Raw genomic sequence first — 22,696 nt, forward strand, 5'->3', positions numbered from 1 at the left:
GATGCGTGTCGTGAGTTCCTGCTTCAGTACGGGCTGTCTGTGCGGCGCGTGTCGGGCACCGGTGAGCGCGTGCCGGTATAGCTGCGAGCCAGCTCAGTGGCCGCTTGCACCAGCAGGGTGGTGTCGACGCCTACGGCAACAAACTGTGCGCCGGCTTCCAGATATAACTGCGCCATCTGCCGGTTCGCCATCAGCACACCGGCTGCCTTGCCGACGGCTCGAACCGTCTTGATGCCGCCGAGAATCGCCTTCTGAACCTCGGGATGGCCCGGCTGCCCTCGATAGCCCATCGACGCGGACAGATCAGCGGGGCCGAAGAAGACACCGTCCACACCCTCCACGGCGGCGATCTGGGCAAGGTTGTCCATTGCCAACGTGGTTTCCGCCTGTACGAGCAGACACATTTCGTCGTTGGCACGGTTCAGGTAGTCATCGACCTGATTCCAGCGCGATGCGCGGGCGAGCGCCGCCCCCATGCCGCGGATGCCTTCCGGCGCATAGTGCATCGCGCGCACCATCAACGCGGCTTGCTCGGGCGTGTCGATCATCGGCACCAGCAGCGTCTGCGCGCCGATATCGAGGTATTGCTTGATGAGCGCGACGTCGCCCTGTACCGGACGGACCACTGCATGGACCGGATAGGGCGCCACCGCGCGAAGCTGGTCGAGTACGGTACGCACGGTGTTGGGCGCGTGCTCGCCGTCCAGCAGCAGCCAGTCGAAGCCGCAGGAGGCGAGCGCTTCCGCGGCATTGGCATCGGCGAGGCCCATCCACAGGCCGATCTGAATCTGCCCCGCACGCAGCGCGTTACGAAAGGCGTTAGGCTGAATTTGCATCATGTCGAAACCTTCAGGCAAACCGGAACGAAACGGAACCGAGCGGGCCGTAGTCCACATGGAAGGCGTCACCGGCCGCTGCTGCCGTGGGCCGCGTGAAGGAACCCGCCAGAACGACGTCGCCGGCGTTCAGTTGCTCGTCGTAGGGAGCGATTTTGTTGGCGAGCCACGCCACGCCCGTGGCCGGATGGTTGAGCACCCCGGCCGCCAGCCCGGTCTCCTCGATCACGCCGTTCTTATGCAAGATTGCGCCGACCCAGCGTAGATCGACATCCATCGGCCGCACCGGACGACCGCCTGGCACGACGCCCGCGTTTGCGGCGAAGTCGCTGATGGTGTCGAAGACCTTGCGCATCACGCGGGTCTCGCGATCGAACTGCTCGATGCGCGAGTCGATGATCTCAATCGCCGGCACGACATAGCCAGTAGCCGACAGCACGTCGAACAAGGTCACGCCAGGCCCTTTTAGCGGCCGGTCCAGGATGAAGGCCAGTTCCACCTCGACGCGCGGCGCGATAAAACGGTTGATCGGAATATCGCCGCCTGCATCGAAGAACATATCGTCCATCAACGGGGCGTAGTCGGGCTCGGTGATCTGGCTCGCCTGTTGCATCGCACGTGAGGTCAGACCGATCTTGCGTCCCTTGATAGTGCGGCCGTCGGCGAGTTCGAGCTTGACCCATTCGCGCTGGATCGCGTAGCCATCCTCAATGGTCATCTCGGGGAACTGCGCTGAAAAATGCCGCAACTGTGTGCGGGTCTTGCGCGCTTCGTAAAGCTGACGGGCGAGAGAAACGATGGTGTCTTGCGGGAGCATGGATCAGCCTTTATTGAACAGAGGGTGCAGCGAGCTGTGCCGCGAGTTGAACACCTCGGTACCTTCGTCGATCTGCAGCGTGACGCCGATATGGCGCGTGGCCAGCAGTGGCGCGAAATGCGCATTCACGCGCTCGTCGAGTGCCCGGCCCACCGCCTCCTGCACAGCCGCACTGCGGCCGCGCGCCATGCGCAGGTTCAGGTAGACAAATGCATAGTCGCCCGTGCCGCCGGCAGCGCGTCCAGCGGCGCCTCCATCCGCGACGGCGAAGTGCGCCGCTGGATAAGCGAGCACGCGCACACCGCCGACCGGGAAAACGGGCTGTCCTGCTTCGTCGCGCTGGGCGTTCATGGTAGTGGCGAGCGTCTGGCACAGCGCTGCTATGTCGCTTCCGCCTTCGCTTGCCGAACGATCGAGGTTCGGGGTGTAGAGAATGGTCAGGTGTGGCACGTTGTGCTCCTCGAGACTTGAGACTTAAGTTGGTAACCTAAGTGTGTGACCTAAGCTTGATATCTAAGCGGGCAGGGGCGTCACAGGGAAAATCGCGTTGATCTGGCCGGTGCCCGAACTGCCGAAATACGGCGTGACGACTTCGACCTTGCCGTCGTAACGATCCCAGCCGAGCGCGCCTAGCAGCATCGCCGTATCGTGCATGCCGCCTTCGCCCCAGCACTTTTCGTTGTAGAGCGGCAGCATTTCGCAGAAGGTCTTCCAGTCGCCCGCCTCCCACAACTCGACCACCTTGCGGTCCATCTGTTCGAGGAAGGGGCTCCACACCTTGTGCATGAACTGTTCGGCGGTGCCGTTGTTGGCAAAGTGGTGGCTGAGCGAGCCACTGGCGAGAATTGCCACGGTACCGTCGTAACGTTCCTCGATGGCCTTGCGTACGGCAAGGCCAAAGCGCGCGCTGGTTTCGAGGTCGTGCCACATGCACCAGCCGGCTACCGAAACCGTTTTGAAATGCTGGTCGGCGTTCATGTAGCGCATCGGCACCAGGGTGCCGTATTCGAGTTCGAGAGTGGTCTCGCTATGCGCGCGGCTCTTCACGCCCATCTCGTTGGCGACTTCCGCGATCAGGTTGCCGAGCCCGACATTACCGGGATACGCGTACGGCATGTTCTTGATGAAGTGCGGCAGTTCGTTACTCGTGTAGACGCCTTCGAAAGCCGGTGCGCAGTTGATGTGGTATTCGCTGTTGACCAGCCAATGAACGTCGAACACCACGATCGTATCCACGCCTAGCTCACGGCAGCGCCGGCCGATTTCATGGTGGCCGTCGATTGCTGCCTGACGGCAGCCCTTATGTGGGCCGTCAAGCTCGGACAAATACAAGGACGGGACATGTGTCACTTTTGCTGCTAACGCGAGGGTGCCCACCGCGGTCTCCCATGCAAGATGCTTGCTATTGTGTTGTGCGTGAATCGCCTTTAAGCCACTACGGCCTACACGCCCCAGCGCGGAATGTGATGCGACCCAAGCGAAACGCAAACGTTCTTCGGCTCCAGGAACACTTCATAACTCCAGGTGCCGCCTTCACGTCCGGTGCCCGATGCCTTCGTGCCGCCAAACGGCTGCCGCAGGTCGCGCACGTTCTGGCTATTGACGAAGCACATGCCGGCTTCCACCGCAGCGGCGACGCGGTGCGCGCGGCCGGTATTCTCGGTCCAGATATAGCTCGACAAGCCGTACGAGATGTCGTTGGAGAGCTTGATCGCGTCCGCTTCGTCGTCGAACGGAATCAGGCAGGCAACCGGCCCGAAAATTTCTTCCTGGGCAATCCGCATGCGATTGTCGACATCGACGAATACTGTTGGCATAACGAAATTGCCCTTGCGCAGCGCGTCGGGCAGGGCGGGAGTATCGAGGCCGCCGCATGCGAGCGTCGCGCCTTCCTTCGGACCCAGCTCGATGTAGCTGCGTACTTTCGCCAGATGAGCCTGGCTGATCATCGGGCCGACAATCGTGCTATCGGCGAGCGGATCGCCTACCGTCAAGCGCCGTGCGCGTTCGATAAAGCGCTCTGAAAAGCGCGCATAGATCGAGCGCTGCACCAGAATCCGCGAGCCAGCGGTGCAGCGTTCGCCATTGTTCGAAAAGATCATGAAAATGGCCGCATCGAGTGCCCGCTCGAAGTCGGCGTCGTCGAAGATCACGAACGGCGATTTACCGCCCAGTTCCATCGAGAACTTCTTCAGGCCAGCCGTTTGCACGATCCGGTTGCCGGTTGCGGTCGAACCGGTAAACGAAATCGCATGGACGTCCGGATGCGCGACCAGCGGTTCGCCAGTCTCCTTGCCGTAACCGTGCACGACGTTCAATACGCCCGCTGGAATACCGGCTTCAAGCGCGAGATTGCCGAGCATCGAGGCGGTGAGCGGCGACAGCTCGCTCATCTTCAGCACGGCCGTGTTGCCGAAGGCGAGGCAGGGTGCGACCTTCCAGGTGGCCGTCATGAACGGCACGTTCCATGGCGAAATCAACGCGCATACACCGACCGGGTGAAACAGCGTGTAGTTCAGGTGCGTGTCGGTCGGATAAGTGTGACCGTCGACCCGTGTGCACATCTCGGCGAAATAGCTGAAATTGTCAGCGGCGCGCGGGATCAGTTGCTTGCGCGTCTGCGAGATCGTCTGGCCGGTATCGCGGGTTTCGGACTCGGAGATCTCCGGGACGTTCTTTGCGATCAGTTCGCCGAGCTTACGCAGCAGTTTCGCGCGTTCCGTAGCCGGCTTGCCGGCCCATGCCGGGAAGGCGTCTTTTGCTGCACGCACGGCGGCATCCACTTCTTGCGCGGTGCCGCGCGCAACCTCGGCGAGCACATCCTGATTCGCCGGGTTGACGGTTTCGAAATAGTCGCTTGCCGTGCCTGGCTTGCCGTTGATCAGATGTTCAATTCGCATTGGATTCCCCTTGTCGATCAAACGCGTCCGAAGTCGGCGTCTGAAGCGATCAGATTGACGAGACGGCCCAGGCCGTCGATCTCGCAGACGACTTCGTCGCCTGCATTGACGTTGACAATCCCTTCCGGCGTGCCGGTCAGAATGACGTCGCCAGGCGCGAGTGTCATGAAGCTGCTCAGATATTCGATCAGCGCGGGAATATCCGTCACCAGATCGCGTGTATTGCCGTGTTGTTGCTGGGTCCCGTTGACGTAAGTGCGCAATTCGAGTTGCGTGACGTCAGCAACGTCCGCCGCATCGACAAACCACGGTCCCAGCACCGTGCCTCCGTCGCGATTCTTCACGCGCAGATTGGGACGGTAATAATTCTCCAGATAGTCGCGGATCGCGTAGTCGTTGGCGATCACGTAGCCGGCGACGTGCTGCATGGCTGCGGCGCGCGTCACGTTCTGCGCGGTGCGGCCGATCACGACCGCGAGTTCGCACTCGTAGTGCATGAAGGTGACATCGGCGGGCCGCCGCGTGACGCCGCGATGGCCGATGACGGTGCCCGGTCCCTTGAGGAACACGAGCGGTTCTTCCTGCTTGGAGAACTGCAGTTCCTTGGCATGCTCGGCGTAGTTCAAACCGAGCGCGAAAATGGTGCCGACCTCGATGGGCGCGAGCCAAACCACTTCATCTTCACGACGCACCCGGCCGTCGGCCAGACGAACACCGTGTTCGTGCGGATACGCCTCGTGAATCGCACCTGCATAGGCAACGCGGCCACGCATCATTGCGGTGCTCCCTCTTGTCCGGTTGAACGGGTTGCGCCGATAAACGACACGTTCAACGGCGCCCACGCGCCGATCGATACCAGTACCTCGTCGCCAGCGTGGGCAATCGGTGCACCGTGCGGCACACCCAGAGTGAGCACATCGCCGGCCGCTAGCGTCATAAAGTCGGTGACATCCGCAATCAGTTGCGCCACGTTGCGCACGGTCGAGGCGGTATTGGCCGTGAAGGGTGCTTTACCCGCGATGGTCACCGTGATGGGCAATGCGTCGGGTGCCGGGACATGACGCGCCGCGATCACGGCCGGACCGATCACACAAAATCCGTCGCGTGCCCGGAACCGGACCGATGGCCTGTACACGCTTGCATGCGGTACGCTGAGGTCCGCCACGGCCGTGTACCCCGCGACGTAATCGAGCGCCCGTTCGACGCTTACACGCGTGGCAGTACGTCCAATCACGATGCCAAGCGAGGCGCCAACTTCGACACCCAGGGCGTCGTCCGGGACGACGATCCGCGCACGGTGTCCGGCAAGCGTATTGCGCGGTTTGAGGTAGAGAATCGGCGCCTTGGGCGGTGCCTTATAGGGCGCGCCGTGCAGCGCGTCGCCGAGCGCACTGAGCGCCGCAGGATCGTTCAACAGGGTTCCATAGACCGCACCCGAGAACGGCGCACGGCAGGCGGTACCACGCGCCAATAGCGTAGCGGCCGTCTGCGCATCGACATCGCGTGGTAGCGCGTCGCCTTCGGGGTGAAGCAGATGATCGGCAAGTGCAAACATGGACTAGGCTTCTCTCCGAGAAAACACTAACATGTTAGTAATGGTGCGCTTGTTATCATTCCCGGTCAATAGCATGCCGGCTGATTACGGGTTTTCCCCTGGCCGACGCCCCACTTTTTACCTTTCTCGTCATGTCTGCACCCACTGCCACTCGAGTTCTACACCGCAATCTGCCGATGCTGTTACTGCGCGCCAGAGAAAAGATGATGGAGCGCTTCAGGCCGTTGATTACCGCGCACGGGCTGACCGAACAGCAATGGCGCGTGATTCGTGCGCTGCACGAACAGGGCCCGATGGAGCCGAGGCAGATCTCCGACATCTGCACCATTTCGAGTCCGAGCATGGCGGGCGTGCTCGCACGGATGGAGAGCATGGAACTGGTGACGAAGGAACGCTTTGAGGAGGACCAGCGCCGCGTGCTGGTGTCGTTGACCGATACGAGCGTCGAACTGGTGCGGCTGATTTCGAAGGACCTCGAAGCACACTATCGCGACCTCGAGCGCAAGGTCGGGCCGGAGATCGTCGAGCGGGTCTATCGCGCGGTCGACGATTTATTGGCGGGGCTGGAAGAGGAGGAGTGAGCGCAAGCTCTATTCGCCGGCCAGTTCATGGCTGCGATTGCGGCATAGCCGCATGAACTGGCACGATGGCGTCGGGGCCGCGGTCGAGCGGGGCAAGCGGGGGGTGGCGAGAGGGGGCCGCGAAGAACGAGCGGATCTCACTCGCGCACAGGTCGGGGGCCTCGTAATGGACGAAATGCCCGGCATCCGCGAAGCCGATTGAATAGTTCGAGAAATAGTCGCCGAGTTTGTCGGACCAATCGGGTTTAATCAAAGGGTCATGCCATCCCCAAAGAAATCGGCTAGGCGCATCGATAACAGGTGGCTTGGCCAGCGTACCCTCGAGCCACCTACGCCGGTCCGGCGCAGAACTCAAATACCAGTCGAAGCCGCCCTGGATATTATCGTTTTGCATGAACATGTCCGTGTAGATCTCCAGCATGTTCGCGAACACGTCAGGAGCGTCGCCGGACCAATGATTCAGGAAGTGGGAGAGGTACAGCTTGCAAGTCTGCCGCGATGCGCCGATCAGTTCCGCCGCCCAGGGCAATTGCTGGAAGTACTGATACCAGACCTCGATCAGATGGCCCGGTGCGCCATATCTGGTGCCGATCCCGGGATAAGGCGTGCAAAAGAAGAAGGCGCGCTCGAGACGCTGCGGGTAATGCCGTGCGAACGCCTGCAGCACGTAGGCGCCGAGATCGCCACCGACTATGCCCGTGCTGGCAATACCCAGCGCGTCGAGCAGGCCGGCGATGTCACGGGCGTGCGTGTTGGCGTCTGCATGGGGGTCGGGGCCGGCGAACGGCTTGCCGGTAAAGCCGAATCCGCGCAAGTCGGGCACGATAACGTCGAACTCGTCCTCGAGCCGCTCGAGCAGCGGACGGTACACGATCCAGAATTCCGGCCAGCCATGCAGCAGCACGAGCGTTTTGCCGTGCCCCTTGCGGGCGTAGTGCATGCGCAGTCCATTCGTCTCGGCGAAGCCAAACCGGATGCCCGATGCGGCCGCTTCCCGCATTGCCTCTTGCAACGCCCCCATGCCTCCTCCTTGCGATGTAGCCCGCGCACCCAGCCAGTAGATCGTCTCAAGCCTTCGCTAACGAAGCACTATCCGACTCGTCCTGATGGATGTCCAATATCGCTTTGCTATTTTTCCAGACGCTATCGATATCGGGTTTCGCAGGCACGTCAGGCGCCCCGCCGCGCATGGGCTATCCAGACCCCCAAGGTTGCGATCGCCATGCCGAGCCAGGCGAGCGCCGGCATACTTTCGCCGACGAGCGGGCCGGCCAGGAGCGCGGCGCCTGGCGGAATCAGAAAGAACAATGCCGATACCCTGGCCGCCTGCTGGCGCCCGATCATGAACAGCAGCAGCATGATGGCGATCAGCGAGTTGCAGATCACCAGATAGGCAAGCGAGGCCAACATGGCCCCGCTCCATTCGATCCGGCCTGGTCCGATCAGCAAGGCCAGAAAGGTCGTGAGCGCGAGGCCGACGCTGCATTGCACGAGCGTCGCCACGACCAGATGCTGCGATGAGCCGGTTTTCTTCTCGTACAGCACGCCCGATGTCATGCCCAGCAGTGCAGCGATGGCCAGCAGGACGCTATCGAGCGAGGGCGCCTCGACGGACGACTTCGAGACGATGACGACAGCCGCGCCGATGAAGCCGAACAGAATGCCCGTCCACTGCCGCCAGGACACGTGTTCGCCGGTCGAAAGCGGCGACGCGATGCCCACCAGGATGGGCTGCATCGAGACGATCAGTGCCAATGCGCCGGCCGAGAGGCCGGCGCGTAAGGCAAGGTAGGTGCCGCCGAAGTACACAAACTGAATCAGGAAGCCGATGATGCAAAGATCGGTCCACCCTTTGCGCGAGGACGGCAGCGGTAGTCTGAAAATTATCTGGACCGGCAACAGGATGAGCACCACGCACGCGTAACGCATCGCGAGGAATGTGAGCGGTTCCACATAGCGCAGGCCGATTTTTGCCACGGAGAACCCGGAGGCCCATAGCACCAGAAAAACCAGAGGAATCCCGACTTCCATCGTCAGTCGGTTCTCCACCAATGAGGCGGCCGATTTGCTAGCAGTTGGAATTTGTGACATCGTCCTCAGCCTTGTTTCCGATAGTACCGGCGCATCTTCGCAAAGTCAGGGTCAGCTCCAGTAGGCTAGCGGACGATGCGGCCCGTAACAACCGATAAATGCTGCCATGCCGATACGATGATTGTCGCGGCTCGGCGTGACCGCATGCAGCATCCTCGAGCTGAAGATGATGAGATCGCCGGCGTCGGGATGGAGCACGAGCGCCGGGCTCTCGACGCTTTCGGGCAGCAGCCCCTCGACGTCGCGAATGAGCACCTTCTCGTCTTCGGACGGATCGCGCAGCCAAAGCTGCAGGTCACCCCCCTCGGTCGGCGTGCGCAGGTACATATTGGCGACGAGCTGTTCGACGATCCCTTCAAGCTCCGGCGCATTGGACTCCTCGTCGATCCGGTCGTGATGCGGGTAGAATTTCGAGGTCGACGGCCTGAACACGCGAATCGCTCCGACGAAGCAGGTGCGGCCATGCAGGCGCTGAATATTGGCGCCGCCAGGCCAAAACTCCTGTAGCAACAGGCGCACCTGATCGGCAGGGGTGGCATAGGGGGCAAACATGCTGCGCAGGTCGTGAATGTTCTCGACCGCTTCGCTGTGATACTTTCGGGCGGCTTCCTCGTTCCATTCGGAATCGATGTGCGGCATGCAGATGCGCCCGACGCTACTGGTGTACTTCTTGTTGTAGTGTCCCAGCTTGGGGTGATCGATCGCGTAGTCCGCGACTTTCTCGGCGACGGCTTTGGGGTAAAAGCCCTTGACGTGAATCGCGCCGATCTCGCGGGCAGCCAGTTTTAGCAAGGTGTCGGTGTTCAGTTCATGCGCAACCACGGCCGGTACGGTGGCTTGCGATTGCGGGCGGGCGAGTGTTTCCATGGATGCTTTCCTTGATGATTGACGGAGCGGGTGAGGTCTACTGGTCATACACGTTGGCGCGACGGCCGGATCCGGATGTCGTCGACATGCACGTGCGGCGGTTGCTCCAGCACGAAACGGATCGACGCGGCCAGATCGCGAGCCGAAAGGAACGGGCCTTGGGTCTGTTCGAGTTCGTTGAACCAACGCATGTCGTAACCTGCGCTCGCCTGGAACTCCGTCTTGACGAAACCGGGTTCGATCAGGCTCACACGTACGCCGCGTTCACATAGCTCTTGCCGCAGCGACTCGACGAGCGAGTGGAGGGCGAACTTGGTTGCTCCATAGACCGGATTGCCGGCCGAAAGGACGCGGCCGACGGTCGAGCCTATGACGACGATATCCCTGATCTGGGCGGTGCCTGGATGCGCTTGCGTGAACAACCCGGCACACGTGCGCAACTGGCGCATCGCGCCCAGCACGTTGATGCGCAGCAAATCCTCCCATTGGGACACATCGGAGGTGACCAGAGACCCCGGCATGCCGCGGCCCGCACACAGGATGAAGGCCGTAGGCTGAGCGCCGAAAGCAGCGCTTGCGGCATCGAACAGCCGGTGCACGTGATCCTCGTCGACTGCATCGGCGACAACCCCTTCGACGCAGCATCCGTCGCGGTTGTGTTCGGCCGCGATCTGGCGAACCCGCTCGGCTCGCCGTCCGCTGAAGGCGACCTGGACGTCGACCTCGCGCAGTGCTTCCAGCGTTGCATACCCGATACCTGATGTACCGCCCGATACCGCCGCTACCTGATGGTTGATCATGGGTTGATCCTGTTCAATCTGCTTCATGGGAGACGAATTCGGCGCGTCGCGCGTGCGGATTGGCGCGCTTGCCGATCTCCAGCACGCCGGATTGCTGGAGACGCGCGACGAACCGCGTGACCCATGCACGATCGAGAGGCTTGAATGCGATGCCCGCGCGGGCGAGCAGCGCCAGCGTTCTACGGTTGTCGTAGCGTACGTTGCGATAGCGCCGCGCCGACCAGAAGTACCCCAGCGCGACGTCCACGTTATCCAGCCGACCCGATTGCCGGAACAGATCTTCCAGGCTGGCGCAGTCGACCCGCTCAATGGACGTGCCGAGTGTCTCGATGGCGTCGATGAAGAGTCTGGCTGGGACCGCGTAGTCGGAATCGACATGGAAGGTTCCGCCCGGTATCCCGCGATCGAGGGAGATTGCAACGATGCCTCGCGCGACCAGATCGACCGCGCTCAATACGATCTGTTCGTCGTACACGCGAGGCGCCTGTTCGAGCGCGACGATGGCGCGCAGGCATTGAACCCAGCGGTTCGCTGCGGCATTTCTCTGGAACGCCCCGGTTCGCGAATTGCCGGTTACGTTGCCCGACCGATAGACAAAGGCATTGTGGCCGCGATAGGCGAAGCCTCTGACCAGAACCTCGGCGTCGAATTTGGTCCGCTCGTATTCGTTCTGAAACGCCTGGCCGGAGTCGAGCGAATCCTCGTCGAAGCTGAGAGGGCGCTTGCCCGGATAGATGCCGCTGACGGAAAGGGTGGAGACGTAGTGAAGGTCCTTGGAGCGCCCTTGCTCGGCGAGCCGGATGATCTCTTCGGTCGGACACAAAATGCTTGACTCCATCTCCGAGCGGCTGCCGACGAGCCGCGTATCCGCTGCGAAGTGATATATCGCATCCGCCGAGCGGGTCATCCGGTGCCACTCGGCTTCGCCCATGCCGAGACGGGGTTGTGCGATGTCGCCCGCGAGCAGCGAGATTCGCGGCCACCATGCTTCGAGCTCGCCTGTGGGAAAGAACGCCGACCACGCGTCGAAAAGCCGGCTGGCGAGGCGGCCGGTGCCCAGATCGCGGACCAGGCAATGAATCCGCGCATCGCTATTCAAGAGCAATTCGCGCAGGGCATGGATACCGATAAAGCCGGTTGCGCCCGTGAGAAACACCTGTTCGTACGAGGGGCGCAGTGCGTGTGTCCGGGTGGGAGACAGAACCTCGGCCGGCACGTTCCACAGGACTCCAGAGCTGTTCGACCCGCGAATCTGCCAGCCGCCGGGATGCGGCTCGCCGCGCGACGAAGCCGCTGCGAGCCGCCCTTTCAAGGCTTGCGAAAACGCCGCCATGGCCTTGTCGGAGCGCACGCTCGCATCGAAGTTGAGATCGATCACAAGCCGGCCATCGATGATTTTCCCCGTTAGCTTCAAGTCGTAGACACGATCGTTCCCGGCGCCCCTAAGGCCTGGTAGTTCGATGCATGCCGGCCGCATCCTCCAATCGTTGCGCAAGCCAAGGCGTTGTTGACCGAGGAAATTGAAGCAGTAGCGTGACGGCGAGTCGCACTGCGCTTGCCTGATCCGCGCGTACCCGTGACCGAGGTTGGGAAGACGGCCGAGGCGCTCGTGGACGATGGCCGGCAGGTTGCCGGAGTGGATTTCCGGGAGAGCGAAGGCGAGCGGGAAGGTCGAGGTGAACCAGCCGACGGTACGCGACACGTCGATTTCCGGCGACAAGCTTAGCCGTCCGTGACTTTCGATATCGATCTGGATCACTTCTGCCGCGGGACTATCCGCGCATTGCTCGAAGAAGCAGGCAAGCAACAGGCGGTCGACACTCGTCCCGTAGGCCGCGGCGCGCTTGACGAAGGCTTCTGTTTCGGTGGGCGTGAGCGTAATCCAGGCGGTGCCGGAATGCTTCTCCAGGCCGGCGGCTATCGGCCCGAGCGCTTGTCGTGGCTGGTTCTCCCAATAGTCTGCGTCGGAGCGAAAATGCCCATGATGGTCTTCAATATGCTGGCACCAGTTGCCGAAGACGCCTGGCTTGAGCGCATCGGCCGCGGGTTCATCACCGTTCAGGATTGCGTAGTGACGGATGAGATCGTCGAGCAGGATGCGCCAGGAAATGACGTCGACAACGAGGTGATGACCGACGAGCAGCAAACGATGCGCGTCATCGCAAACAAGTAGCTCTGCACGGAAAGTGTGCCCGGCAGCGATATCGAGTTGCGACTCAAGAGCGTGATAACGCGTCTTTACGCAGGCTGGGAGGTCGGTCTGAAGGCCGGGCTCGGCCGTGTACACGGAAAACACCGGCGCGCTTGCTGAAGGCGTACGGAAAAGCCAGCGCTGCGCTGCGGCATCGCGCTGAAAGCTCGCGCACAACATGCCATGCTCGGAGACGAGACGCTCGAAGGCCTGCTCGAGCAGCCGCGGATCCAGCCGCACGCCGAGCTCCAGGACCATCGCTTGGGTCCACCGGTTGGGCTCGGCAAAGCCTTTCTCGAGAAACCATTGTTGCGCTGGAGAGCAGGGCCACTGTTGCGGCTCGGCCTGCTTCGGCTCGGCAAGCGAGGATGAGAATACCTTCCGATGACCGGTGATCATGGCGGTCAGGCCAGTTACGCTCGGACACGCGAGGAAGCCATGCGCAGTGGCGGGGTAGCCCTTCAACTGCAGTTCGGAGATCAGTTGGATCGCATCTAGCGAGTCGGCGCCCAGGTCGAAGAAATTGTCGTCGGGTGAGAACTCGGGCGTGCCGATGTACTGGCCAAACAAGCGCATAAGGGCGTCGTGCAGATCTTCGCCGGCCGGTGCAGCTACGCCAGGTGCCGGGCGCGGTGCGCGCTTGAGCAGAAGTGCCTCGATCAGGTGGCGTTTGAGTGTGAGCGTATCCACCTTGCCGTTGGCGTTGGTGGGCAAGCATGCGTGATGGAGAAACACGGCCGGCACCATATAGCCCGGCAAGCACTGTCGAGCTTCCTCGCGTAGCGGCGCATCCGGCTGCGCCACACCTTCGTATGCGCACAGCAGATGGTCCCGGTCCTCGTGGTGGTGATGGACGACGACCGCCTGCCGGATTGCCGGCAGCGTTTGCAGTACCCGTTCGACATGCTCCAGTTCGACGCGATAGCCATTCACCTTGACCTGGCGGTCCACCCTGCCAAGGAAGGTCAGCGTACCTTGCGCGTCGGAGCGGACCCAGTCTCCGGTCCTGTAATAGCGGTCGCCGGCTCGCTCGAGGCTCACGAAGCGCTCGCGAGTCGTTTCCGGCTGATGCCGATACCCCTGGGCGACCGACGGGCCGCCTATGTATAGCTCCCCTTCGCACCCGACTGTACCGAGCCGGTCGTCGGCAGTTTTGATCCGGACCGTGGTCTGTCCAAACGGACGGCCGATGGGGACACTCGCCACGTCGTCTGCGCAAAGAGAGTCGAGTGCGACCGGATGAATGGCGACCCCGATGGTGGTCTCCGTCGGCCCATAGTGATTGACGAGGCGGCGTGCCAGGCCGCTCTCGAGTGTCTTTCGCGCGAGGCTCGTCTGGAGCCGCTCGCCGCCGAGAATCAGCCAGTCGAGGCGCGCGGCATGTGCGCCCGCAGCCTGCGCGGTGTCGAGAATCGCACGCCAGTGCGTGGGCGTGATCTTGAGAACATTGACGTGGTGCCGTTGCAAGGCCGTCACCATCGCCAGCGGGTCTTTGCGTTCGTGCTCTCCGGCAAGATAGAGCGTGCCCCCGCTCCACAACGAGAGGAACAAGGAGGTATTGCCGAGATCGGCTGATAGCGTGCTCACATGCGCGTAGGTCATCCCGCCGGGCAAACCGAGTTTTTCGATGAGCCCTGTGCAGTAGTGCGCAAGGTTGCCGTGACTGACTGCAACTCCTTTGGGGACGCCCGTCGAGCCGGAGGTGAACAGCACGTATGCGGTCGCGTCGTTCGATACGGCGGGGAGCGCTTGCAGAGCCGCAGGCGCCGCCGCTGTCTGCTCGAAGCCGGTCAGGCAATACGGCAGTCCGCTACGCGCGGCGAGGGGCTCCAGTTCCTCGGCAACGATGACCAGGTCGGGGGCGATCTGCGCAATGCGGCTCAGTTGTTCCTGTGGCGAACCGGAGGCTTCGACGACGGTATAGGCGGCGCCGGACATCATGACTGCCAGCATGGCCGCGACGCTCGCCGGCGAGCGCGGCATGAACACCAGCACCAGTTGACCGGGCCTGACGCCTCTCGCGTGCAGTTGCTGCGCGAGGCCCGCGGCTTGCGCGTGGAGCTCGCCATAGGTGAGGTAGCGGTCTTGGGAGCGGATGGCGATGCGGCTTCCGGAACTCGCTGAGAACGACTGGAATTTCTGAATGAACATGCAATCCACCCTCGCCAGGCTTCAAATCACGGAAAAGACGTCTTATGGAAATTGAAAATGATCACTTGCGGGAAATGCGGTGCTGGGCAGGCGCGCCGGCACCCATACAGCGATACTCGAAAAAGTAACGCGCCGTATGAAATGGTTTAGTTGATTTGGAATTCGCTCTCCAGGCCAACCGGCAAATGTGTGTTTAACAATTGCGGCTGATCCCGAATTCGATTGTCACGTGGTGCGTGAATGACCGATGCGTGGACTATATCCAGATTTATGCTGCGGATCATCCGTAAAAATACGGAAGGGAGGCCTGGCCTGAGCGATTGCCGACCCGGCGCGCGCCTGCCGGTCTTGTTGGGCCATTTTTTAACGGCCTCCGTATTTTTGCGGATGTTCCCGGATGAACCCCGCGTTATGGTTCGTCGAACAGATTGCCCGGATGGGCGGTCGCGCTGGGCGGATGCCTGAACTTGAGAGAACTTTTCAACATAAGACCGGCCAATAAAGCCGTATCGAGCCTGTTGCGCGCTCGTTTATAGAAACAGGAGTGTCATTTATAGAAGCGCGTTTTTATTGGTATGAATAAAGCGACGCCTGAATTGCGATGAACTGGAGCGAGAAGACAAGATGATAGTGAGGAATATCAAGGATTACATCGATACGGAATGCCATAAACGGGCGCAGAACTGGGATAGCGTGCGCTTGCTGCTCAAGCGCGACGGCATGGGTTTCGGCTTTCATATCACCACCATGTACGCCGGGACGATCACCGAGATGCAATATCTTCATCACCTGGAGTGTGTCTATTGCCTGTCCGGTGAGGCCACCGTCAAAAACCTGGCAACGGGCGAGACGTTCGACCTTGTGCCTGGGGTCATGTATGCGCTCAACGAACACGACCGGCACGTGGTGAGCTGTATTTCCGACATCAAGATCGCATGCACCTTTTCCCCGGGGCTCCAGGGCGACGAGACGCATGGTGCCGACGGCGCCTATCCGGCGAGCTAGTGAGCGTCTCGCGCGGGTCGTGGACGCTGCCGGCGGTGTGTTACATGGATAGTCATCCATGACACGTTGAGGATGCCTATGCGTTAGAGGGACGTTTATTCAATGAGGTGGACAGACAATGCTGATCAGTACTCTTTCCTTGTGTTTGCGCGCGATGCGCGACGAACTCGCGTTCGCCTACCTTAACTTCAAGAATCATCCACGCGGTCTGATCATGCTCCAGGCACTTCTCGACGCGGGATTTCGTCCCAGCCTCGTGATCGAAGAGGATTCGCCAGCCGCGAATGAAGGCGCACGGGAGCAGCGGCAGGTTCTGAAAAAGCTGCCCGACTACGACGATAGCGGCGACGTCGAAGCGCTGTGCCGCGCGCACGGCGTGCCGTATCGCAGCGTTGCCGATCACAACGCCCCGGAGTGCGCCGAACTGATCCGCGCCTTGCCGATTCAGCTTGCGATCCTTGGCGACACCCGTATCCTCAAGGAGGGAATCATCTCCGCATGCAATCTGGGTGTCATCAACGTCCACCCGGGCGTTTTGCCCGAGCTTAGGGGCAACAACCCCTACGTTTGGGCCGTTCTCGAAGGAAAAGTGCAGGGCGTCACGGTGCACTTCATCGATCGCGGCGTAGATACGGGTCCCATCCTGCTCAAGCGCATCCTCGAACGCGTGCCGCCAAGCTATCCGCAACTGATTCGCAGCATCAATACCTTGTGCGGCGAAGCGCTGGTCGAAGCCTTGCGGCGGATGCGCGGCGGGGCACTCGACCTTGTCTTGCAGCCGGTGCAAGACACCCCGGCACGCAAGGCTGCCTCAGCGGAGCTCAAGCAAATCGCCGCCGAGAAACTACGCGAGCGCCTGTCCGAGATCGACGCGTTGACCCGCTGACGAGCAGGCTGGCGAACGCAATTTCCTGAATCTTTGGAGCCCTCACTTATGTCTTCAAGGTCGGAGTTTCTATCCGAGAATCGCGGTGCCCTCTTCGAGACGGTGGAACGTCATTTCCTCGAAACCACTTCATTGCCGCCGGACTGCTACAAATCTGCGGACTTTCTTGACGCCGAGATCGAGAACATATTCTTCAAGTACTGGCTCTTCGTCGGGCGGGAGGAGAAGCTGGCCGAGCCTGGAGACTACTTTGTCGTCGATCTGCTTGGCGAGTCGATCATCCTGGTGCGCAACAGGAACGGCGGTATTTCGGCCTTACAAAATTTTTGCCGCCATCGCGGCGCGAGGCTGCTCGACGGCGAAGGATCGGTCAAGACGATTCGCTGCCCCTTTCATAACTGGGGGTACGGGCTTGACGGTTGCCTGCTCGGTGCGCCGGACATGGCGCAGAGCAGCAACTTCGAAAAGAAGGACAATGGGCTGCTTCCCGTCAGGGTCGAGACTTGGGAAGGTTTCATCTTCATCAATTTCGATGCCGAAGCGGCTCCGTTGCTGAGCTTTCTCGGCGATCTGCCGGAAAAGATGAGCGGATACCAGTTGCGGGATATGCGCTGCATCATGGAAAGGCAGCATCTCGTGAAGTGCAACTGGAAGCTCTACACCGAGGTGGACATGGAGGATTATCACGCGCCGACCGTCCATCCCGTTTCCATCGGAGAGCAGGTCTTTCCGAGGCAGCCTTCCTCGGGCGAGTATGAGACGACTTTCTTCGAATACCCGCGCACTGTGTCGGTCACGTCTATCGATAACGGCAAGATTTTCCCGAAGATCCCCGGCATTTCCGGCAAGGCAGCCACGGGGACCTATTTCACCATGGTGTATCCGGGTTTCTTCCTCGTCACCACGCAGGATTCGAGCTGGTGGATCAACAAGATTCCCGATACGCCGACCACGACCCGGGTGCACGTCGGCTACTGCTTTCCGGCCAGCACGATCGCGCGGGATGATTTCGCGGAAATCTCCGCGCGATACGTCGCCAGGTGGGACATGGTGATCGACGAGGACAATCGCATCTGCGAGCGCCAGCAGCTCGGTATCAATTCCAGATGGTGCCGTCCCGGCCGCTTCTCGCATCACGAAGAGGTCGTGCATGCGATGAACCGGTGGGTCATCCAGAAAGTCTATGGCGGCGGCGAGAGCGACGCAGCGCAATCATGATGACCCCTTCGACGTTCAAACTGGTGGCGATCGGCATTGCCAGTTCGGCCTTCTTCAGCGCCACCTTCCTGCTTAACGAAGTCATGCACTTGCGGGGCGGCGATTGGGTCTGGTCAGCGGTGCTGCGTTTTATTTTCATGATCCTGCTGCTCTCGGCCATTTTGCCGCTGACGAAAGGTGCTCAGTACTTCAGGACCGTGCTGACCAGCTACTTCAGAAATATCAGATTCTGGATCGTTGCCGGTGGCATTGGCTTTGGCCTCTTCTATTCCGGTATCTGCCTCGCGGCGGATTACGCGCAAGGCTGGATCGTCGCGGCGACCTGGCAAGTGACCGTACTGGCGAGCCCGCTGGTTCTGATGTTGTTCGGCAAAAGCGTGCCGCGCAAGGGGCTCGTCTACTCGTTTCTGATCGTGGCCGGCGTGGCGATCGTGAACTACGGGAGGTTGAAGGGTGGTGTCTCGCTGGACGAGGTGCTACATGGCGTCTTGCCGGCGCTGGTGGCCGCCGTGACGTATCCGATCGGCAATCAGATGGTCAACGGCGCAAGACACGGGCAGCTCGGCCGCTTTCGTCTCGTGAACGGCGCGATCCTCGAGAATCCGATGACCTGTGTGTTGCTGATGAGTCTCGGCTCGATTCCCTATTGGATCGGCCTGATACTTTTCATGCGCCCGCCGCAGCCTTCTTCAATGCAGGTGTTCGACAGCTTTCTGGTCGCTCTCCTGTCGGGCGTGTGCGCCACATCGCTGTTCTATTTCGCGCGTAACAGCACCGCCTCGGCGATGCAGATCGCAGCCGTGGACGCGACCCTGGCAGGAGAAGTCGTGATCACGCTGTTTGCCGGCATGCTCTTCATGGGCGAACTGGCACCGGACTGGATTTCATGGCTTGGGGTAGGGGTCATTGTCTTCAGCCTGATCGGTTACTGCTACAAAAGTTCGCTGTAGGCGGTGGGACGGCGGGTACTGCATCCGCGCGGATGACGGCCTTGCGCCCGCATTGACGAGCGCCTCACGCGCAAGAATGCAGTGTCGTGGGCAAACCGGGGGTGAGATCATGGACTATATGGTGGATAAACTGATAGCGTCCGAATCGCAGGTTCGGAGCTATTCCCGTTCATTCCCTGTCGTATTCTCGAAGGCGCGCGGCGCCGAAATCTATGCGGCCGACGGGCGCCGCTATATCGACTTCCTGGCGGGCGCCGGGACCTTGAACTACGGTCACAATCATCCTGTGCTCAAGGAGGCGCTGCTCGAATACTATGCCGGCGATCATATCGTTCATGCGCTCGACCTCTGGACGCAGGCCAAATACACTTATATCGAGGCGCTGGAGAAGTTCATCCTGCAACCTCGCCAGCTCGACTACAGGGTGCATCTGACCGGGCCGACCGGAACCAATGCGGTCGAGGCGGCGCTGCGTCTTGCGCGCAAGATCAAGAATCGCGCGAACATCGTGGCGTTTACCAACGGATTCCACGGCGTGACCCTGGGTTCGCTTGCCATGACGGGCAACGCGAAGTTCAGAAGCGTCGCCGGCCTGCCCATGGCCGGAAGCACGTTCATGCCTTTCGATCGTTATCTCGGGCGAGACGTGGATACGCTCGCATACTTCGAGAAGTTTCTGTCCGATCGTTCCAGCGGTCTCGATCATCCGGCGGCGGTGATCGTCGAGGTCGTGCAGGGTGAAGGCGGCATCAACGTCGCTTCCGAGCCGTGGTTGCGTGGCCTGCAGGCGTTGTGCAAGCGCAACGATATGCTGCTGATCGTGGACGACATTCAGGCAGGGTGCGGCCGTACCGGCAAGTTCTTCAGCTTTGAGCACGCTGGCGTGGTGCCGGATATCATTGTCAATTCAAAATCGTTGTCGGGTTATGGCTTGCCGTTTTCTCAGGTCCTGATGCGCCCCGAACTCGACGTTTGGGAGCAGGGACAGTACAACGGGACCTTTCGCGGGCACAACCCTGCCATGATAACGGGCGCGAAGGCGTTCGAGCATTTCTGGGGCGACCCTTCGTTCGAACGGGAAGTTGGCCGCAAGGCGCAAGTGCTAAGGGACGGCTTGCGTTCGCTCACGCAGGCGCTGCGGAACTACGACATTGAAGCCGAGGAGCGCGGGCTGGGCCTGATGCGTGGCATCGACGTCAGATCGGGAGCGTTGGCCGGCAAGATCAGCGCCGAGGCGTTTCGCAATGGACTGATGATCGAAACCTCGGGCAGTACCGGCCAGGTCGTCAAGTGCCTTTGTCCGCTTGTGATTAGCGACGAGCAGATCGACGAGGCCGTGCAGATCCTCAGGCGCAGTATCGGGAAGGTGCTTGACTAGCAGACTTGGCCACGCGTTCATTCGCGTCGCCGGCAGAGCGGGATTGAGCCACGCGACCGAATGAAGATGCGAAATGCATTTTATGAAAATATCTACGCGTTTATCCTTTTCGAGCAAAATGAGCAAACCAAATTGCTTGAGATTCGGAGGGGACAATGCGCACAGGAGTTCCGGCGGGACCACAATCTGACGGCAACAACAACGCTACGACAACTGAAGCGCGACTCGAGCTGCGCCATCTGCGCTATTTTCGCGCGGTCGCGGAAGAGCTGAGCTTTACACGCGCCGCAGACCGGCTCTGCATTGCTCAACCGCCGCTGAGCCAGCAAATCAGACAACTGGAAGACGATTTGGGTGTGCAACTGATCGAACGAACCGAGCGTCCTTTGCGGTTGACGGACGCGGGTAAACACTTTCTGCGGCGTTCAACCGAAATATTGTCGTCCGTGCAATCGGCGGTCGACGAAGTACGGCGTGTCGGCCGGGGCATGACCGGGACATTGTCGATCGGCTTCGCCGGCTCGGCGATGTACAACTTCCTTCCCGATATCGTCAACGCTTACCGCGACTTATACCCGGAGATCGCGCTCACTTTCGATGAAATGCTCGCGGGTCAGATTGAGGAGGCGCTGGAGGCGCGACGCATCGATGTGGGCTTTTCGCGCCCCGGCATAGATGCACCGGACAAGGTCCAGCAGCGCTTGCTACTGGAGGAGCCGCTGGTGGTCGCGGTCTCCGAGCGTCATCCGCTCTCCGCGAGATCCAGCGTGCCGGTTCAGGCGCTCAACGAACAGGACGCGATTCTCTATCCCCGTTACCCGAAGCCCAGCCTGACCGATCTTGTGCTCGAGCAACTGGAGCGCGCCGCAGTCCGTCTCAATCTTGTACAGGAGGCGGGCAATCTGCAAACGGCAATGGGCCTGGTCGCGGCCGGCGTAGGAATCACCTTTGTGCCGGCGAGTGTGGCGCAACATCGCCGTTCGGGTGTCCGGTTTCTGCCGGTCGATCCACAGATACTGTTTTCACCGATGACGGTGGTGTGGCTAAAGGACTCGACCTCCGCTGCGCTAAGAAATTTTCTGGCCATCGTCGAGAACCACAGTGCGTCTATCGCTTAGGGCATCGTCAAAATGACGATCACGGTCATTGGTCTTGTCCTGTTTGCGGCGCTCCTGCATGCTGCCTGGAATGCGGTTCTGCGAACCGCCATGTCTGCCTGCGACCAGGCGTGGGAATAGCCGTTACGAGCATTGGACAACATCTCCTTGACGTTTCTGTACGCGAGCAAGAGCGGCCGCATGGCTGAAGCGGGGACACGATTCAAGGTAGTGCAGAGAATCCGCTTAGTCATCCGTATAAATACGGCACCAGCATTGAAATGATGTGTGCGCGAAGGTGTCGGGCGGGCGCCCGATGTCCAGGGCGCCTATCTTCCGCCGGAAACGGGCACGATGGCGCCGGTAATGTAGGCGGCGGCCGGCGATACCAGCCAGCTTACGCATTCTGCGATCTCGTCGGGAAGCCCCGCGCGCCCGATCGGAATCGACGAGGCCATCTTCGCAGTTCGGTCCGGCTTGCCGGCCGCGGCGTGAAGATCCGTTTCGATCAGTCCAGCGGCAACCGCATTGACTCGTACCCCTTCGAGTGCAATTTCCTTGGCCAGTCCTTTTGTGAGCGTGTCGAGCGCGCCTTTGGTCGCCGCATAGTGAACCCACTCCCCGGAACCGCCAAGGTCGCCAGCTCGTGAGGAAATGTTGACGATACTGCCGCCACCGCCGTCATGCCTGACCGACATACGACGGACAGCTTCGCGTGCGCACAGGAATGCGCCAATGACATTGACCGCAAAAACATGTGTGAGAGACTCGGCGCTCAGCTCGTCGACCCTTGAGAATCCGCCGGTGACCCCACCGTTGTTGACGAGAACGGAAACGGTGCCGAACTGGGCGTCTGCCGCGTTGAAGAGATCAATGACGTCGCTCTCCCGCGATATATCCGCCTGGAAGCTACGCGCTGCTCCGCCAGTCTCCAGGATGCTTTCGACTGTGCGTTGCGCGCCTGACCGATCGTGTGCGTAATTGACGGCGATCGCGTATCCGTCGGCGGCTAACCGTGTTGCGATCGCCGCTCCTATGCCGCGGCTCGCACCGGTCACTATCGCAGCTTTCCGTTCATGGGGCATTGAATTTCTCCTTGGTCAGAATTAACGTATAAAAGCTGCGATGAGACACGATTGCCGATTTATAATCAAATACAAATGGTGTAAATAATTAGAGGTTCGATATATAGGAACTTCGTTTGCGCAGCTGCGGGCGGGTTGCCTTGTGAGCCGGGCTGCGCCGGAGCCGCCCGGCCAATATATATCCTGGATATGAAATAGTATCGACAAGATAATTGCCGGGGCCGCCCTCCAGGCTTAGCATCGGCGTTGGGCTTCGCTCTGTCGTGCTAGCCGGTTTAGGCCAGAACC

The 22,696-nt window shown here is 60.8% G+C and carries 20 protein-coding genes; 7 read left to right on the forward strand and 13 right to left on the reverse strand.

Annotation, left to right across the window (positions count from 1 at the left end; all coding sequences use genetic code 11):
• Nucleotides 1–23: 23 nt before the first annotated feature.
• The 7 genes from hpaI to BLQ92_RS08480 all read right to left on the reverse strand — a co-directional run bounded on the left by hpaI (nt 24) and on the right by BLQ92_RS08480 (nt 6,108).
• Nucleotides 24–836, reverse strand: a complete 813-nt coding sequence (gene hpaI, locus BLQ92_RS08450; RefSeq protein ID WP_175772673.1) for a 4-hydroxy-2-oxoheptanedioate aldolase — start codon at nt 834–836, stop codon at nt 24–26.
• Between the two features lie 13 nt (nt 837–849).
• Complete coding sequence (gene hpaH / locus BLQ92_RS08455) at nt 850–1,653, reverse strand: 2-oxo-hept-4-ene-1,7-dioate hydratase (protein ID WP_090683384.1); 804 nt, start codon at nt 1,651–1,653, stop codon at nt 850–852.
• A 3-nt stretch (nt 1,654–1,656) separates the two neighbouring features.
• Nucleotides 1,657–2,103, reverse strand: coding sequence for a 5-carboxymethyl-2-hydroxymuconate isomerase (locus tag BLQ92_RS08460; RefSeq protein ID WP_090683386.1), 447 nt, complete (start codon nt 2,101–2,103; stop codon nt 1,657–1,659).
• 63 nt (nt 2,104–2,166) lie between these two features.
• Nucleotides 2,167–3,030 carry a 3,4-dihydroxyphenylacetate 2,3-dioxygenase gene (gene hpaD, locus BLQ92_RS08465; RefSeq protein WP_090683387.1) on the reverse strand — a complete coding sequence of 288 codons (864 nt, stop codon included), beginning with the start codon at nt 3,028–3,030 and terminating at the stop codon, nt 2,167–2,169.
• Nucleotides 3,031–3,095: 65 nt separating this feature from the next.
• Nucleotides 3,096–4,553 carry a 5-carboxymethyl-2-hydroxymuconate semialdehyde dehydrogenase gene (hpaE, locus tag BLQ92_RS08470; RefSeq protein ID WP_090683389.1) on the reverse strand — a complete coding sequence of 486 codons (1,458 nt, stop codon included), beginning with the start codon at nt 4,551–4,553 and terminating at the stop codon, nt 3,096–3,098.
• Nucleotides 4,554–4,570: 17 nt separating this feature from the next.
• The gene (locus BLQ92_RS08475) at nt 4,571–5,329 is read right to left on the reverse strand and encodes a fumarylacetoacetate hydrolase family protein (RefSeq protein WP_090683391.1); all 759 of its coding nucleotides are present in this window, start codon (nt 5,327–5,329) and stop codon (nt 4,571–4,573) included.
• Nucleotides 5,326–6,108 (reverse strand): fumarylacetoacetate hydrolase family protein, encoded by a 783-nt coding sequence (locus BLQ92_RS08480; RefSeq protein WP_090683392.1) that lies wholly within the window; start codon nt 6,106–6,108, stop codon nt 5,326–5,328. Before BLQ92_RS08480 ends, BLQ92_RS08475 begins: the two co-directional genes overlap by 4 nt.
• Before the next feature lie 176 nt (nt 6,109–6,284).
• Here BLQ92_RS08480 and hpaR point away from each other — a divergent pair, with 176 nt between their 5' ends.
• Complete coding sequence (gene hpaR, locus BLQ92_RS08485; protein ID WP_090683394.1) at nt 6,285–6,689, forward strand: homoprotocatechuate degradation operon regulator HpaR; 405 nt, start codon at nt 6,285–6,287, stop codon at nt 6,687–6,689.
• Between the two features lie 25 nt (nt 6,690–6,714).
• Here the strand turns inward: hpaR and BLQ92_RS08490 are convergent, their stop codons facing one another.
• The 5 genes from BLQ92_RS08490 to BLQ92_RS08510 all read right to left on the reverse strand — a co-directional run bounded on the left by BLQ92_RS08490 (nt 6,715) and on the right by BLQ92_RS08510 (nt 14,789).
• Entirely contained in the window at nt 6,715–7,710 is a 996-nt protein-coding gene (locus tag BLQ92_RS08490) for an alpha/beta fold hydrolase (RefSeq protein WP_090683396.1), read from the reverse strand.
• A gap of 149 nt (nt 7,711–7,859) precedes the next feature.
• Nucleotides 7,860–8,720, reverse strand: a complete 861-nt coding sequence (locus tag BLQ92_RS08495; protein WP_208449383.1) for a DMT family transporter — start codon at nt 8,718–8,720, stop codon at nt 7,860–7,862.
• A gap of 111 nt (nt 8,721–8,831) precedes the next feature.
• A complete protein-coding gene (locus tag BLQ92_RS08500) occupies nt 8,832–9,647 on the reverse strand; it encodes a 2OG-Fe(II) oxygenase (protein ID WP_090683400.1) in 816 nt (271 codons plus the stop codon).
• 44 nt (nt 9,648–9,691) lie between these two features.
• On the reverse strand, nt 9,692–10,447 hold the full coding sequence (locus tag BLQ92_RS08505) for an SDR family oxidoreductase (RefSeq protein ID WP_090684011.1): 756 nt from the start codon (nt 10,445–10,447) through the stop codon (nt 9,692–9,694).
• Between the two features lie 13 nt (nt 10,448–10,460).
• Nucleotides 10,461–14,789: a non-ribosomal peptide synthetase gene (locus BLQ92_RS08510; RefSeq protein ID WP_090683402.1), complete on the reverse strand. Its 4,329-nt coding sequence runs from the start codon at nt 14,787–14,789 to the stop codon at nt 10,461–10,463.
• Nucleotides 14,790–15,413: 624 nt separating this feature from the next.
• Here BLQ92_RS08510 and BLQ92_RS08515 point away from each other — a divergent pair.
• From BLQ92_RS08515 to BLQ92_RS08540, 6 genes are all read left to right on the forward strand, one after another.
• Nucleotides 15,414–15,794 carry an ectoine synthase gene (locus BLQ92_RS08515; protein ID WP_090683404.1) on the forward strand — a complete coding sequence of 127 codons (381 nt, stop codon included), beginning with the start codon at nt 15,414–15,416 and terminating at the stop codon, nt 15,792–15,794.
• Nucleotides 15,795–15,912: 118 nt separating this feature from the next.
• Nucleotides 15,913–16,680, forward strand: coding sequence for a formyltransferase family protein (locus BLQ92_RS08520; protein WP_090683405.1), 768 nt, complete (start codon nt 15,913–15,915; stop codon nt 16,678–16,680).
• A 48-nt stretch (nt 16,681–16,728) separates the two neighbouring features.
• Entirely contained in the window at nt 16,729–17,898 is a 1,170-nt protein-coding gene (locus BLQ92_RS08525) for an aromatic ring-hydroxylating oxygenase subunit alpha (RefSeq protein ID WP_090683407.1), read from the forward strand.
• Nucleotides 17,895–18,848, forward strand: coding sequence for a multidrug resistance efflux transporter family protein (locus BLQ92_RS08530; protein ID WP_208449382.1), 954 nt, complete (start codon nt 17,895–17,897; stop codon nt 18,846–18,848). Before BLQ92_RS08525 ends, BLQ92_RS08530 begins: the two co-directional genes overlap by 4 nt.
• 118 nt (nt 18,849–18,966) lie before the next feature.
• Nucleotides 18,967–20,226: a diaminobutyrate--2-oxoglutarate transaminase gene (gene ectB, locus BLQ92_RS08535; protein WP_341806999.1), complete on the forward strand. Its 1,260-nt coding sequence runs from the start codon at nt 18,967–18,969 to the stop codon at nt 20,224–20,226.
• Nucleotides 20,227–20,381: 155 nt separating this feature from the next.
• The gene (locus BLQ92_RS08540) at nt 20,382–21,344 is read left to right on the forward strand and encodes a LysR family transcriptional regulator (RefSeq protein ID WP_090683410.1); all 963 of its coding nucleotides are present in this window, start codon (nt 20,382–20,384) and stop codon (nt 21,342–21,344) included.
• Nucleotides 21,345–21,652: 308 nt separating this feature from the next.
• On the opposite strand, the gene BLQ92_RS08550 is transcribed toward BLQ92_RS08540, so the two are convergent.
• On the reverse strand, nt 21,653–22,381 hold the full coding sequence (locus BLQ92_RS08550) for an SDR family oxidoreductase (RefSeq protein WP_342342393.1): 729 nt from the start codon (nt 22,379–22,381) through the stop codon (nt 21,653–21,655).
• Between the last annotated feature and the right edge of the window lie 315 nt (nt 22,382–22,696).

Source organism: Paraburkholderia phenazinium (genome assembly GCF_900100735.1).
Taxonomy (GTDB): domain Bacteria; phylum Pseudomonadota; class Gammaproteobacteria; order Burkholderiales; family Burkholderiaceae; genus Paraburkholderia; species Paraburkholderia phenazinia.

Bases quoted from the DNA above. Each gene is read 5' to 3' on its own strand.
- BLQ92_RS08515 (WP_090683404.1), top strand. From the start codon at position 15,414: ATGATAGTGAGGAATATCAAGGATTACATCGATACGGAATGCCATAAA.
- ectB (WP_341806999.1), top strand. From the start codon at position 18,967: ATGGTGGATAAACTGATAGCGTCCGAATCGCAGGTTCGGAGCTATTCC.
- hpaI (WP_175772673.1), bottom strand. From the start codon at position 836: ATGCAAATTCAGCCTAACGCCTTTCGTAACGCGCTGCGTGCGGGGCAG.
- BLQ92_RS08520 (WP_090683405.1), top strand. From the start codon at position 15,913: ATGCTGATCAGTACTCTTTCCTTGTGTTTGCGCGCGATGCGCGACGAA.
- BLQ92_RS08490 (WP_090683396.1), bottom strand. From the start codon at position 7,710: ATGGGGGCGTTGCAAGAGGCAATGCGGGAAGCGGCCGCATCGGGCATC.
- BLQ92_RS08525 (WP_090683407.1), top strand. From the start codon at position 16,729: ATGTCTTCAAGGTCGGAGTTTCTATCCGAGAATCGCGGTGCCCTCTTC.
- BLQ92_RS08530 (WP_208449382.1), top strand. From the start codon at position 17,895: ATGATGACCCCTTCGACGTTCAAACTGGTGGCGATCGGCATTGCCAGT.
- BLQ92_RS08505 (WP_090684011.1), bottom strand. From the start codon at position 10,447: ATGATCAACCATCAGGTAGCGGCGGTATCGGGCGGTACATCAGGTATC.
- BLQ92_RS08510 (WP_090683402.1), bottom strand. From the start codon at position 14,789: ATGTTCATTCAGAAATTCCAGTCGTTCTCAGCGAGTTCCGGAAGCCGC.
- BLQ92_RS08540 (WP_090683410.1), top strand. From the start codon at position 20,382: ATGCGCACAGGAGTTCCGGCGGGACCACAATCTGACGGCAACAACAAC.
- BLQ92_RS08500 (WP_090683400.1), bottom strand. From the start codon at position 9,647: ATGGAAACACTCGCCCGCCCGCAATCGCAAGCCACCGTACCGGCCGTG.
- BLQ92_RS08475 (WP_090683391.1), bottom strand. From the start codon at position 5,329: ATGATGCGTGGCCGCGTTGCCTATGCAGGTGCGATTCACGAGGCGTAT.
- hpaR (WP_090683394.1), top strand. From the start codon at position 6,285: ATGCTGTTACTGCGCGCCAGAGAAAAGATGATGGAGCGCTTCAGGCCG.
- hpaE (WP_090683389.1), bottom strand. From the start codon at position 4,553: ATGCGAATTGAACATCTGATCAACGGCAAGCCAGGCACGGCAAGCGAC.
- BLQ92_RS08495 (WP_208449383.1), bottom strand. From the start codon at position 8,720: ATGGAAGTCGGGATTCCTCTGGTTTTTCTGGTGCTATGGGCCTCCGGG.
- BLQ92_RS08480 (WP_090683392.1), bottom strand. From the start codon at position 6,108: ATGTTTGCACTTGCCGATCATCTGCTTCACCCCGAAGGCGACGCGCTA.
- hpaH (WP_090683384.1), bottom strand. From the start codon at position 1,653: ATGCTCCCGCAAGACACCATCGTTTCTCTCGCCCGTCAGCTTTACGAA.